General features: G+C 37.8%; 11 protein-coding genes. 8 read left to right on the top strand and 3 right to left on the bottom strand.

The genetic code is table 11. The features are described 5' to 3' along the window. The first annotated feature begins 4 nt into the window (after positions 1 to 4). The 7 genes from smc to rpiB all read left to right on the top strand — a co-directional run bounded on the left by smc (position 5) and on the right by rpiB (position 10,473). A complete protein-coding gene (smc, locus tag M9949_02480) occupies positions 5 to 3,535 on the top strand; it encodes a chromosome segregation protein SMC (GenBank protein ID MCO5250272.1) in 3,531 nt (1,176 codons plus the stop codon). Positions 3,536 to 3,544: 9 nt separating this feature from the next. Continuing rightward, complete coding sequence (locus M9949_02485; protein MCO5250273.1) at positions 3,545 to 4,750, top strand: hypothetical protein; 1,206 nt, start codon at positions 3,545 to 3,547, stop codon at positions 4,748 to 4,750. A gap of 27 nt (positions 4,751 to 4,777) precedes the next feature. Next, positions 4,778 to 5,242, top strand: coding sequence for a hypothetical protein (locus M9949_02490; GenBank protein ID MCO5250274.1), 465 nt, complete (start codon positions 4,778 to 4,780; stop codon positions 5,240 to 5,242). Between the two features lies 1 nt (position 5,243). Continuing rightward, complete coding sequence (locus M9949_02495; protein MCO5250275.1) at positions 5,244 to 6,509, top strand: hypothetical protein; 1,266 nt, start codon at positions 5,244 to 5,246, stop codon at positions 6,507 to 6,509. A 211-nt stretch (positions 6,510 to 6,720) separates the two neighbouring features. Continuing rightward, the gene (locus tag M9949_02500; protein ID MCO5250276.1) at positions 6,721 to 8,322 is read left to right on the top strand and encodes a S41 family peptidase; all 1,602 of its coding nucleotides are present in this window, start codon (positions 6,721 to 6,723) and stop codon (positions 8,320 to 8,322) included. Positions 8,323 to 8,410: 88 nt separating this feature from the next. Further along, the gene (serS, locus tag M9949_02505; protein ID MCO5250277.1) at positions 8,411 to 9,685 is read left to right on the top strand and encodes a serine--tRNA ligase; all 1,275 of its coding nucleotides are present in this window, start codon (positions 8,411 to 8,413) and stop codon (positions 9,683 to 9,685) included. Between the two features lie 347 nt (positions 9,686 to 10,032). Next, positions 10,033 to 10,473: a ribose 5-phosphate isomerase B gene (gene rpiB / locus M9949_02510; GenBank protein MCO5250278.1), complete on the top strand. Its 441-nt coding sequence runs from the start codon at positions 10,033 to 10,035 to the stop codon at positions 10,471 to 10,473. Here rpiB and M9949_02515 read toward each other — a convergent pair. Continuing rightward, entirely contained in the window at positions 10,460 to 11,047 is a 588-nt protein-coding gene (locus tag M9949_02515; protein MCO5250279.1) for a hypothetical protein, read from the bottom strand. The two genes, rpiB and M9949_02515, sit on opposite strands and share 14 nt — an antisense overlap. Positions 11,048 to 11,864: 817 nt before the next feature. Between M9949_02515 and M9949_02520 the strand changes: the two genes are divergently transcribed. Next, on the top strand, positions 11,865 to 13,361 hold the full coding sequence (locus M9949_02520; protein ID MCO5250280.1) for a T9SS type A sorting domain-containing protein: 1,497 nt from the start codon (positions 11,865 to 11,867) through the stop codon (positions 13,359 to 13,361). A gap of 325 nt (positions 13,362 to 13,686) precedes the next feature. Here M9949_02520 and M9949_02525 read toward each other — a convergent pair whose 3' ends face one another. Further along, positions 13,687 to 13,998, bottom strand: coding sequence for a nucleotidyltransferase domain-containing protein (locus M9949_02525; GenBank protein ID MCO5250281.1), 312 nt, complete (start codon positions 13,996 to 13,998; stop codon positions 13,687 to 13,689). Next, positions 13,974 to 14,366: a HEPN domain-containing protein gene (locus tag M9949_02530; protein ID MCO5250282.1), complete on the bottom strand. Its 393-nt coding sequence runs from the start codon at positions 14,364 to 14,366 to the stop codon at positions 13,974 to 13,976. The genes M9949_02525 and M9949_02530 overlap by 25 nt, the downstream gene beginning before the upstream one ends. Between the last annotated feature and the right edge of the window lie 192 nt (positions 14,367 to 14,558).

Here is a 14,558-nt window from a genome sequence, read left to right on the forward strand (position 1 = left end):
AATAATGTATTTAAGTGATATAGAAATAGTTGGTTTCAAATCTTTTGCCCAGAAAATTAAGCTGAAGTTCAATGGCGGTCTTTCGGCAATAGTTGGTCCTAATGGCTGCGGCAAAACCAATGTAGTAGATGCTATTCGTTGGGTGCTTGGCGAAAAGAAGGCTTCCACTTTGCGGTCCGATATAATGGAAAATGTGATTTTCAACGGCACAAGAGACCGCAAGCCACTTAGTATGGCGGAGGTAACTATCACTTTTGACAATAATAAATCAATTTTGCCTACGGACTATTCCGAAGTTTCGATTACAAGAAGGCTCTTCCGTAGTGGCGACAGCGAATACTTCATCAACAAAACTGCTTGCAGACTAAAAGATATTAGCGATTTGTTCATGGATACAGGAATCGGACCCGATTCATATTCTGTAATCGAGTTGAAAATGATTGATGCGATACTTAGCGGCAACGTTGACGACCGCCGCTCGATGTTTGAAGAAGCCGCCGGAATCAAGAAGTATAAGCAGCGTCGCAAGGAAACTTACAAAAAATTGGAAAACGTTCAGACTGATACAGAAAGATTGAACGATATAATTCAAGAAGTCAGGAAAAACGTTAATTCGCTTTCGCGCCAAGCATCAAAAACTAAACGCTACAACCAATATTTGACGCGATTGAAAGAACTCGATATGTGCTTGCTCAAAGACGATATGGCAAATTTCTCCTCGAAAAAGGAAACTCTTCTCGCTGAGCACACAAATCTTGAAGCGGAAAGAATCAAAACCGAGCAAGCAATTGCCGATTCGGAATTGACTTTGAAAGAGCTAAAAGAGCAACTCAACCACATTGACAATAAGTACAGCAAAACCAACAATACGGTTAATGAACTATCGCAAAAAATTGCGGAAGCAAATCGCACATCTGCAGTTAACAACGAAAAATTGAACAGTTATGCCGAAACCGAATCAAGATTGAACAAGGAAATCGAAGAAAATAAACAAGCGATTGCCAATTTGACAGCGGAATCGGAGCAAATCAAAGCAAATATTCAAGCGATTGAAGAGAAAATTAAGCAATTGCAATTAGAAAAAAATAGTGCCGAGCAAAACAAACAAAATATTCGCAATGACCATCGCACTATTTCCGGCGAAGTTAACGCCAAGCAAAATGAATATAATTCGCAAAAAACCAAGTCGGAATCCCTAACAATATTGATTCAGCGAAATAATGAAAAAAGCAAATCGCTCCAAATCAAGTTGCAAAGCACCGAGCAAGAGCTTTTCAAATACGAAACACAGTTGAATGATTTATCTTCCGAGCTCGATAGCATACAAAAAATCAGACCGGATTTGGAAATTGCAATTACAGAAGCAAAGGCTCACTTAGAATCTCAAAAAATCAAAAAGAGCGAAATCGAAAATGAAATCAATTCGCTAAAGCAACAAATCAACGATAGACTGAACCTAATCAGCAGCCGCAAATCATCAATCGAATTCCTGAATTCGCTTGTTGACGGCAGAGAAGTTACCAAATTCCTGAGCTCAGGCAAAGATTGGAAATACGAAGGCGAAAAAGTTTTGCTTGGCGAGCTCGTGGGGTGCGACGAAGAAATCCGAACCGCAGTTTCAGCCGCATTGGGTGAAGCCGCTCACTTTTTCATAGTTGACGAGAAAGCCAACGCCGAAGCCGCAATAGCACTCTTACAAAAGAATAACAAAGGCAAAACAGGCTTCGTTTGTAGAGATTTGATTCCAAATGCCCCAAAAGTAGATTCAAAAATTGAGTCTGATGATGTGGTTGGATTATTGAGCGAATTAGTCCGCGTTGACGACACGATTCGCAATCTTTTGCGCCATTTATTGGGCAATACAGTCGTCGTCCGGACTGAACAAGCCGCAATTGAACTGACAGCTAACTCTCAGGTTGATAGAGCCGTAACGCTTGATGGAACTGTGTATGAATCAGCCGGTGTGATTCGTGGCGGCTCATTTTCGCAAAAAGAGGGACTTTGGGTTGGTAAAAAAGAACGTTTGAAATCACTCGAAACTGAAATCACTTCGCTAAACAAAGAATTAGAATCTTTCAAATCTCACACGGAAAAGCTCGCGAGCGAATCAAAAGCAATTGACTTGCATTCGGCGGAACAAAATTTGGAAGCGGCGAACAGGAAATTGAAAGATAACGAGAATCAGACGCAAAGACTGATAATGCAAAAGGAATCACTGAATCGGAATATTAAGATGACTCAGGAAAATTCTTCTCGCTATTTGGGCGAAATTTCTGAAATCACAGAAGAAAGCAACAAATCTCAAATTGAATTGGAAGAATTCAACATCAGTTTGGAAACTTTGCTCAAATCTTTAAGACAAACTCGCGATGAAATGAGCAAAATTTCGGCTAAACTTGATGAATCCGACAAAGTGCTGAAAGAATTTGAATATAAGATTATTCAGAGCGAGGCAGAACTAAAATCAGCCCATGCAGACAAGAATAGGAATAATTCAAATCGCACATCGGCGGAAAACAAAATCTCGGAAAGAAACAAAGAACTCGCTGAATTGAACGAATTACGCGTTAAACTATCGGATTCCTCGTTGGAAATTAGCGAGATACTGGCAATTTCACAAAACGAATTGGAAAGCTCGAATGAAAAACTTCACACTTTAGCGCACGACCGCAGAGTAATAGCCGAGCAATACGACCAATATTTTTCGGAATTTGAACTTCGCCGCAAAGAGTTTGATAAATTGAAGGACAAAATCCACAAAATTGATATTGAAATGACCGAAATCGGTTCGAATATCCAGAATTTGCTCGAAAAAGCGATGGAACAATATCAAATAGAAATTACGGAAATAAGCGTGGAAATTCCCGAAGATTTTGAGCCTGCGACTGCTCGAGCCGAAGCATTAGACCTAAGGGCAAAACTTTCGGAATTGGGTAATGTCAACTTTATGGCTTTGGAAGAATTTGAAACTCAGAGCGAGCGACTTGATTTTTACGAAAATCAGCTGAATGATTTGCTCGAATCGGAAAAAATCCTCAGAGAAACGATTGAGGAAATAAATTCGACTGCTGAGCATAATTTCCGCGAAACATTCGACAAAGTCAGAGCGAATTTCCAAATGCTTTTCAAAAAATTATTTGGCGAAGAAGGCGATGCAGATATTGGTCTCGAAAGCGAAGATTTGCTCGAATCCGACATTACAATCACTGCAAAGCCGCCAAACAAGCGTCCGCAATCAATAAAAATGCTTTCGGGTGGCGAGAAAACTCTCACCGCAATTGCACTTTTATTTGCAATTTATCTTGTCAAACCAAGCCCATTCTGCATACTCGACGAGGTGGATGCACCGCTTGATGATTTGAACGTGGATAAATTCGTCAATCTAATCAAAGATTTCAGCACAGAAACTCAATTTTTAATTGTCACTCATAACAAAAAAACAATGGAAGCCGCCGAAACACTCTATGGCATTACAATGCAAGAAGACGGTATCTCGAAAGTGGTATCAGTCAAGCTAAACACGAGTGCGGCGTAAGGAGTAAATATGTCGGGGTATGTAAGTAAAGATTTTGTTCACACAGGTTGCGGATTGGCTCTCGACCCGGATTTGGTTTGGGATACTATTCCGTATTCAGTCCAAAAGAATATCAAAAAAGCAAGCAAAGAGGGCGTCACAGCTCGTAAAGTTGCCGGAAACGCTGATGATATAGAAATTCTCAAATCAATGTGGTATGACCCCGAAGACCCAAACATGCCAAATCAATTGAACGAGAACGAATTCATGTTCATTGCCGAGCAAAATGGCGAGCCAATCGGAGCCGTGATATTACTTCCGGTCGGCAATCATCTTTTTTTGAATAATTTGGCAGGAAATCCGGCGGGTAAGCTGCTTCGTGTTCAAGATTTTTTACTGTGGCATTGCGTTAACTATTTCGCCGGCAGCAAGTTCAAATATATTGATGTTGGTGTATCGTATCGCGAATCGCTTTATAATTTTTTCAAAAAATGGAAAAGTTTCGGCTATCCGGTTATTTTCAATCCTCCAAAAATCAAATTAAATATCTCTCTCAATCCATTTAATGCCAATAATTTAGTCTCTAAAGTCTCTGAAGATGCGACTGAAACACTTAAAGCACTCAAAAGCTCGATTGCTTCTGATGCTATTACTTTCGTTCCCTCTGCAGAACAAGCGATTAATATTTTGAACAAATTGAATTTTGAACCAATTGAACGCACTTATGAATGGAAATCTGCAAACGCAGAACCTTATTACATAGATTTGAGCAAAATTTTCGCAGTCCAATTTGGTGCTTTAATCGTGAATCTTGAAATCGGCGACAAAGACATGTGGAACAATCATCATTGCCTCGATGTGTTCAAGCGACAATTAGTTTTCTCGTCAATCGCCAATGAATTGCTCGAGATGGATGTGTTAATTGCATTACGTAAACGAAACAAGGGCATTTTTGAAGAACTATTCAATTTGGAAGATATAAAAGCTGAGAAAAAAAATGAATTGATTCCATCTGCGTTTTATTTTATACATGAACATAATTATCGTTTCAACAAAAAATTGACTGAATTTGGAATTGAACACATTTATACGGAGGAAACCGGCGAAATTGGTTTGCCGATACATCAAAACTTAAACCGAAACTCAATCGAATACATTTACGCAATTTTTCGCGGAGTGCTCAACCTTTGCAGCGAATGGATACATACAGACACATACAAAGATTTGAAAGATTAAGTCACTATAAATAAATTTGGAAAAGCAATGAACAAAATTCTTCAAAAGTATATTGATACGGCAATCAGAGCGGAAGAGCTCGCCGTAAATTTTTATTCAAAATTTTCGAGAAGATTTCACAAAGATTCCCCTTTGCAATTATTATTAGAAAGCGCCGCCAAGCAAAAAGTATTAGACAGGATTTATTTCAACGCATTAGCAGTCAAAGCAAAACTCGGGCATTACAATGTCAAAGATTCAAAAGTGGACTTTTCGGTTGCTCTCGATTTGAACCACTTTTTCCAAGATATTGAAATCGTCGGTGACCATTCGGCTTTGAAATCTTTATTCACCCGTGCGAAGGGATTCCAAGATGCCCTCGTAGCTTATTATGAATCAATTGCCCATATTTTCCATAATGAGCCGGAATTTCAGCGAATTTTAGATTACAACAAGAGTTTGGGTGAGGAAATCCAAAATCTCATGACAAAAGTAGCAGACGTGCCGGAGTGATATGCTCAAAAAAGCTGATACTCATGCACTTGTAGCCTTGCTGATTTTGGCATATTTGATAGTTGGATTTACTTTCCAAAAGCAAATAAGCCACAATGAGGGCAAGGGTTTTGACGGTGTGTATTATTATCAATTAGCTACTGATTTCGTAAACGGCGAGACACCAACTGCAAAATCGCCATTCGTTTATCGTATCGGCACTCCATATGTAGTTTCAGTCTTTTTCCCGAATGACTTGATGACGGGATTCAAATCCGTCAATCTTGTTTTTGCGGTCATATCAATATTTTTGCTTCTCCATTTCCTGCGATTATATATTGATGACGAAAGAATTATAATGCTTTTGGTGGCATTATACATTATATATTGGCAGGCACCACTGAGACTATCAATTTACTATCCCGTGCATACCGACCCGGCTTCAATCACATTCATGCTCGCATCATTGATTGCCGTGACAAATATAATCCGCGACAAATCCAAACGGGGAAATCTTATACTTCTGACACTATTAACAGGCGTTGGTGTATTATTCCGTGAAATATGCTTAGTTCCCGCAATGGCTTTGGCATTTTCGAGTTTTGTATCATTGAAAGAGCAAAAAATGGAATTTCATCTCCCACAAAAAAAGCAACTAACATATTTCATTCCCATGATTATTGGCTTGCTCGGCTATATCATGATAATAGCATTTGTCAATAAAAGTGATGATTCGACCTTTTTTGGAGCGACTTTGGGCTGGCTTTACGAGAAATCAGCCGCGAAGTATGTTCATGCCCTTATGATGGCTTTCGGTCCCATTTTGATTTTAGCTATCTATAATATTCGTAATGGGTTACAGTTTTTGAAAAGCGAACCGCACTTGCTATTTTTTGTTATAGCGATGTTGCTCGTCGGCTTAGTTGGCGGCTCGGATACAGAACGATTGCTCTATTGGTCAATGCCGGTTGTCTATGTTTTGATAGGCAAATTTCTTTCAGAGCGAGGTACTTTGCTGAATTGGCAAATCATTGCTCTAATTGCAATTACACAGCTAATTTCTACTCGTGCATTTCTTTTCATTCCCGATTACCCGAATGATTTCAGTTCAGTAATTCCCTTTTTAACGCCACTCACAAACGAATTTCCTCTTTTTGATTTATGGTCATGGCATGGCAAGCAAAAAATGAACATCTTCTCTTTTTTGCAATATGCGACCATTTTGGGTGCTTTATTTTGGATGCTCAAACATGCTGATATCAAGCAAATCAAGATTCTGAAAAAGTAAAACATAAGCTTTTACTTACATTTTTGTAGTATAAACATGCTGCTTCAATATATTTACATCAAAAGATGCAATTTCCCTTCTTTTATTCCTCAAATTAGCGAATTTTACTTTACTTTTGTGGAAAATGTGTGGATAATCCATAAAATTGTTAAATGAAAATGTTTTAATTTCGTTATTACTTAATAAGCTTAAATTAGGGGCGATTACGGTTATGTATTCAAAATCATTCATGGTGTCAATTATTGTGCTGATGTTTATCGGCACTGTAAGCCATTCCAATGATAAGGTCCAACAACAATTACAGAAGCTGAATCAGGTAATCAAAACAGCCCAAGACAATCACTTAAACCAAAATGAAACAAGTATTCTGGTGGATGCTGCCATTCGTGGAATACTCAAAGAGTTAGACCCACACTCATACTACTTCACTAAAGATGAAATAAAAGACATCGAAGCCCGCCGTTCCGGGAACTTTTTCGGAGTAGGGATTACTTTTACCATAATCAATGATACAATCAATATACTCAACGTAATGAAACAAGGTCCTGCTTCATCTGCAGGCTTAGACGTTGCCGATAAAATTCTGAAAATTGACGGAGAAAGTGCTATCGGCATTACGATGAGTGAAGTTGACCATAAGCTACGCGGTGAACGCAATACTTATGTAACATTGGACATACTTAAAGCAAACGGTAAATTACAAAAAGATGTAAACATCGTTCGGTCGAGAATTCCCGTTTATAGTATCAATTCATCATATTTGATTGATGATACGCACATTGGATATATAAAAATCAGCCGCTTTAATGCCACTACTCATATCGAATTGACAGATACATTAAGCATTTTATCCCAAATGGGAATGAAAGGCTTGATTATAGATTTGCGTGGAAATCCCGGTGGAATCGTAGAGCAGGTATATCTCGTTGCTGATGAATTTATTGACGAAAACGAGAATGTTCTCATTACAAAAGGTCGTGACCCGGAATATAATGAAACTTATAAATCCACGAAGAGTGGAGATTATAAAGAGCTGCCTTTGATACTTTTGATTGACGGCGAAACAGCTTCGGCACCGGAAATTTTAGCAGGTGCTTTTCAAGATTTAGACAGAAGCCTTGTTCTTGGTCAAACTTCATTCGGCAAAGGATTAGTCCAAAAACCTTACCGTTTGGCTGATGGTTCGGAATTTTGGCTTACGGTTGCCAAATATTATACTCCTTCCGGTCGCAGCATCCAAAAAGATTATTCTAACAAGGAAACTTACGGTACGCTCACAGACCGTATCGTACTGAAAGACGGTATGAATTTGGGTCATACTACTGAACTTACTCCCGAACATGGCTTTACCGAGACTACACCTATATTTCGTACTAAGTCAGGTCGCCCGGTGTTAGCAAGTGGCGGTATTGTGCCTGACTACGTTATTAATGATGATTCCACTACGTATTTGACTAAATCTATGACTACAGAGAATATTTTCAACAAGTATTGCCTATCGTATTACATCAAGAACCGTAAAAATATCGAAACACTTTATCGTGAAAATTTCCGGTATTATTTCGAATCTTTCCAAGTTGATAGCGTAATGATTTATGATTTCATAGACGTTAGCATTGCTTCCGGAATAGTTTGGAACCAAGATGAATTTAAAAGAGATGAACATTTCATTATGCTCAATATCAAGGCTGCTTTGGCAGGAATAATTTGGGATGAAAACAAACGTAATGAAGTTATGATGACAAATTCAAAACATATCAAAAAAGCCGTCGAGTTAATGCCGATGGCAGAACGAATTATCCGCAAGAATTAGCTCAATTCACACCTCTACAGTATAAATATCTCCTTTTAATTTGCTACTTTTGTATTCAATTATGTAACAATATGAAAAATGGTGGATTATGCTTGATTTGAAATTTATCAGGGACAACATTGATGCCGTTCGGCTCAACATTAAAAATAAGAACGAATCTGCGGATGTGGACCAAATACCTCAGCTCGATGAAAAAAGACGCTCGATTATACAAGAAGTCGAAAAACTGAAAAATTTGCGAAATGTTGTGTCGAAAGAGATTGCTCAATCTAAAAAAGACGGGCAAAATGCAGATGACAAAATTGCATCAATGAAAGATGTTTCCGATAACATCAAAAAATTGGACGACGAGCTTAGAATAATAGAAGAGCAAATCTACCAAGTCCAACTTTACATACCAAATATGACAGGACCTGATGTTGTTGCGGGCAAATCTGCCGCTGACAACCAAATTGTCCGTACATGGGGTGCAGAGTACAAAAAAGAAGTAGAACGTAACCACATAGACATAGCGACTGATTTAGCTATCATCGATTTTGAGCGCGGTGCAAAGGTTTCAGGTTCGGGATTTGCTTTTTATCGTGGCAAAGGTGCAAAATTGGAACGGGCGCTAATCAACTTTATGCTTGATTATCACTTAGAAAATCATGGCTACACAGAATTGATGTCTCCATATCTGGTAAACGAAAAATCAATGTACGGCACGGGACAATTGCCAAAAATGGCTGAAGATATGTACCACGCTCAAGAAGATAATGTTTATTTGATACCTACTGCAGAAGTTCCAATCACAAATTATCATTATGACGAAATGCTGCCGAATGAAAAATTACCAATTAAATACTGCGGCTTTTCACCATGTTGGCGACGCGAAGCCGGAAGTTACGGCAAAGAAGTTCGTGGATTTTTGCGAGTGCACCAATTTAACAAAGTGGAGATGGTGAATTTCTCACGTCCCGATAAATCTTGGGAACAACTCGAAATCTTGCTTACAGAAGCTGAAGATATCGTCAAAGCTCTAAAACTTCACTATCGCGTTCTTAGACTTTGCAGCGGCGATACAAGCTTTGCAGCGTCTATGACATACGACATCGAAGTTTGGTCGCCCGGTGAAAAGAATTGGCTCGAAGTATCAAGCTGCTCTAACTTTACGGATTTTCAGGGACGCCGTGCAAATATTCGTTTCAGACCCGAACCCAATGCTAAACCCGAATTCATCCATACTTTGAATGGCAGTGGATTGGCTACCTCTCGTATTATGGTTGCTATGCTTGAGCAATACACCGATTCGGACAATTGCTTCCACGTACCGGAAGCACTCCGCAAATATACGGGTTTTGAAACAATCAGCAAAAACGATTAGTGCCTCTTTTCTTATTATCATTATCAACATAATATTTTATTTACCTTCTTGTTTTTATAATAATAAGAACCGTTGAAAAGTTGATAATTAGAATTTGGAAATTTATAAGTTCGTTTATTTTTGAATATTTACAAAAGCGATTTAGGGAACTTTTGATGTTGACAATTTTGTGGAAAGTTTAGTATTATTAACACTTTTGTTAGAAAGTATAATTATCCACAGTGAAACTCGATTTTCCACATTGTAGAATTGAAAAATTTGGGATAAAATAAAGCCGACTTTAGACAGTTTGTTAATTTATAGTATTGAGATGTTGAAAAATTTTGTAAAAATAAACTGATAAAAAGATGAAATTATCAATCGGTTCCGACCACGCAGGATATGATTTAAAAAAAGAAATTATATCATTTTTGCAATCAAAAGGTCACGAAGTTATAGATTATGGAGTGAAATCTCCCGATAGCGTTGATTATCCGGATTTCGCTATCGCAGTATCCGATTCGGTTGCAACGAAGAATTCAGAATTTGGGATTTTGATTTGCGGCACAGGCACAGGAATGGCTATTACTGCCAATAAAGTTAGGGGAATCAGAGCAGCGAATTGTTTGACACCGGAAATGGCAGAACTCGCCCGACAACATAATAATGCGAATGTATTATGTATGGGTGCGAGATTAATAAATTCGGAAAACGCAATGGAAATCACGGAGAAATTTATAGCGACTAATTTTGAAGCCGGCAGACATGAGCTGAGAGTTTTAAAGATTCATTCTCTTACAGGGCTGTAATTTCTTCGCTTAGTTTGTCGAGCATGTCGTCAATTCGTTCCGAAATATAAGTATCATCGGCGTTAGAATCAATCAATTCAACGCTCGAAAATTTCTTGTCGAATAAAATGCTGACTGATTCGAGATGCTCGGCAACTTTTTCGGCTGAATCTTTGAAATTTGCATCATAAAGGACTATTCCGGCAATCTTGCCGTTAAGTTTGAAATCAGGTGCGGAGCTGAAATCCATACCATTATCTAAGAAATAGATTGGCTGGAACAAAGGTTCCATTCTATCCAAAAGATTTCGGAGATAAGTCAAGGATTCAATATCTTCCACTTTGAGTGCAAAAAACCAAATGTCACTTTCCTTGAAAAAGGGATACATTTTGTTCATATCGTCATCGCATCTGCATTTATCGTCATATTGGTAGGAATACTGTGCAGTGCAACTGTAGCAGGGTTTGATATCCAAATCGCGAATTGTAAATTTGTTAATTTCAGCTGTTGGTCCCAACTTTTCTATCATCAAATCGAAAGCCTTGTCTAAACGCACATCCCCTGCACTACTACAATTCAGAGCTAAAAAATTCATCTATCTGACCCAATGCGAAATTAACAAAATATAGATTATTAACTGCTATTCGGGGATTTTATTGCATGGATGAGAGAGGATTTATCCCCCTTCAGATTTTGTAGGGATAGAACATCGTTCTGTCCAAAACATAGCCCATGAATTTATTCTTGGGGAATGAAAAATGACTTTATAAATTAATTCATCCGATGACTCCAAGTTCACAAGTGCGGCACATTTGTTAAAGAGATAATTCATCTGTTGAATTCAAGTCATCGGATGAATATTGAGCCTGAAATGTAGGGACAGAACAGCGTACTGTCCAAAACATAGCCCACGAATTTATTCTAGGGTGCGAGGAAACGTTTATCCGTGTTAATCTCGAAGAGATTGAATGTAAATAGCCCCGTATGAAATGCGGGGAAAGAAATCGCGACATATTCAACAATCCTGAAGGGATTGAATAGCTATAACAAAAGTATACCGGAGATACTCGTCCTGTCTGTTGTTACAATTGACAGCTGAAAAAAACATGTTTCCCTTCATTGTAACATAAAGAATGAAAATATTTTAAATTTTTTGAAAATATTTTCATTTTTTTTGTTGGAAATAAGAAAATTATTTTTTAAGTTAGCATTGTACAAATATACAAAATGAAAATTTGATGTTGAAAATGTATGACATAGGGATTTATACAGAGCTACAGCGGAGTAACAAGAATTTATATTTTGTATTTTTGTAAGGTTTAGAAATGATTATATAATTGGGTTCTATAATCATTTTAAAATATACATTATAGTTAAATATTAATTTAATGAACCCTAAATTTGGAGTTGTTATGTTAAAAAGATTACTTCTCTCTTTTGCTATATTTTCTTTAGGCTATACTTTTATGTTAGCCCAAGAATTTGCCGGCAGTGAATCCTGTAAAAACTGCCACCCTAATGCATATACTCATTGGAAACAATCTGGACATCCATATAAAATTCAAAAATTGGATGGGACAAATGGGCCAACTTACCCGGTCCTATCTGCTGAAAAGAAAATAGGAAGCCAGATTAACTATGTCCTGGAAAGTGGTGTCCCACATCCACCAGAAGGATTAAATTGGAGTGATATTGGTTTTGTCCTTGGTGGGTATTGGTCAAACGCTCGCTTCTTAGATTTGGAAGGATACTTAATTTGGGGTCCAAAACGCCAATATAACCTTGCTACTAAAAGATGGGTACAATACACTCAAGCCGAACCCGGTAAGACTACATATTCTTACAATTGCTACCGCTGCCATACAACCGGACCAAGCAGAGATAAAACACCTGAATTTGAGGCTTATCCGGGAATCCAAGGTAGCTGGGCTGAAGCTGGAATAGGATGTGAAGGATGTCATGGACCATCGAAATCTCATGTATCAAGTCCAAGCTCAAAACCAACTACAAACCGCGATTGTCTCCCTTGTCATGCCCGTGACAGAGACTTTGAAACAACTACTTACACATGGAATAAAAGAGTTGAATGGCAACCTAGAACTGTTAATGAGGTGCCAACCGGATTTGTCCGTCATCGCGAACAAGGTGATATGCTACTCGCTTCTAAACACGGTGCTATGGGCTTCGACTGTGCTACGTGCCATGATGCACATAAAGGCGTATATTTTAATATAGGTGGAATTAAACCAAGTGCAAGCTGTGAAAATTGTCATACTAATAAACATATTACAGGACATGAATTTTCAAAAACAAATGCGTCTTGTATAGATTGCCACATGCCAAAAGGCGCAAGAAATGGTGATCAGTTGGGTCCTTATGTGTCAGAACAAAGTTTGCATTTCTTTAAAATACTGACAGATCCTATCACAATGTTTGATAACCTGGAAGATATTTCAAATACAGCGACTCCGCCGAAAACTTATAAATTCATAAAAGTTGATGACAAGGGCATGTCCGGTTCAACTCTTGAATATTCATGCTTGCAATGCCACACAACAAAAGATGTGCAATGGGCTTCAACTCATGCTAAGGGCATTCATACAAATGGTATCACTCATGTTAATAATGCAAGTGGAATACCATCTGCTTATACCATGAGTCAGAACTATCCAAATCCTTTCACATCATCAACAACGATTAAATTTGCTTTACCAAGTGCTTCAAATGTTACTTTAAATGTTTATAATGCACAAGGTTCTTTAGTATCAGTTATAGTCAATAATGTTTGGATGAATAGTGGATACCATGAAGTTACCTATAATGCAAAGGGCTTACCAAGCGGCGTCTATATTTATAGTATCCAAGCCGAAAACTTTGGATTTTCAAGAAAAATGATTCTAAATTTATAACTTAGAAATTAATGATTAAAAGGGGGACGCAAATTATTGCTTCTCCCTTTTTTGTTTGTGTCTCGTCTTGAATTTACAACCATAGCCCACGGTTTCAACCGTGGGAAAAGAAAAGTCAATCCGCCCCGCCCGATTCGCACCCCATCGCACCCTTCGACAAGCTCAGGGAGTGATTGTCGCGTTATAAAAAAAATACCCACGAATAAATTCGTGGGCTATGTTTGGCAATGTTTTTTGGGACGAGCCAGTATATCGTCCTAAAATAAATTGTAGTTATGGCGGATACCTTGATGAGGCGTACAGATTACATGTCATAGAATAAAGTTTAACTTATAACAATAGCACTTTTTTCAATCTCATCGATAAATGGGTCGCCTTCCTGATAATCTTCATATGAGTATGTTCTCACATGTATCTTATCGTAGTCAATCAACTCTTGAGCAAATAATTTGTAGTCAACAAAGCCTGCACCCTTAAAATTGGCTGAGACCAATAGCAAATCAATGTCAGAAAATTCATTTGCAGACCCTTTGGAGTAAGAGCCGAAGATTTTAGCAATTTTAATATCTATGCCTTTGCTCTTTAGTTTGGCTACGAATTCAGAAGCATATTTTATGCAAAACTCGCGAGTAAACATGCTCTCACCTCTTTAAATCTTTCCATTAGTTCATCAACATATTCATTGGCTAATAGCTTATGAACTTTTAATTTATAGTCCGGGTATCTCCCTTGAATCTGAAAATCATTCATAATAGTCAGAAAAACAAGCTGGTCATCACTAAGTTCTGTTTCTGTCTGTTTAATTAGTGAAACCAAGTTGTGAATTTTCGGTGGAACAGAATTCTCATTATATCCCACCCAATGAGCTTTTACTAATTTTTCAAGAGATAGATGAGCCAAGAACAAAGCGTGTAAATATTTCTTTGACTCAATCAAAAGCAAACAAACTTCATAATCTTCATTTGAAGCTTTTATCCAATACTCAATATGTTCCTTGATTTCCATTTGTTCAGAAACGATTTTATTCTAAATTATTATTTGTTTTTATGTACATCTTTAAAAATGTGCAACAGCTTACCTCAACCCGACCAAAGAAAATCACCTCACCCAGAGAGGCTGTCTCACAAGGGCAGCCTCTTTGGCTTTCAATAAGGTGATAAAATGGGACTAATTGTTATAATAAAGTATTCTAAATTT

Origin of the sequence: Candidatus Kapaibacterium sp., assembly GCA_023957315.1 — a bacterium.
GTDB lineage: Bacteria > Bacteroidota > Ignavibacteria > Kapaibacteriales > UBA2268 > PGYU01.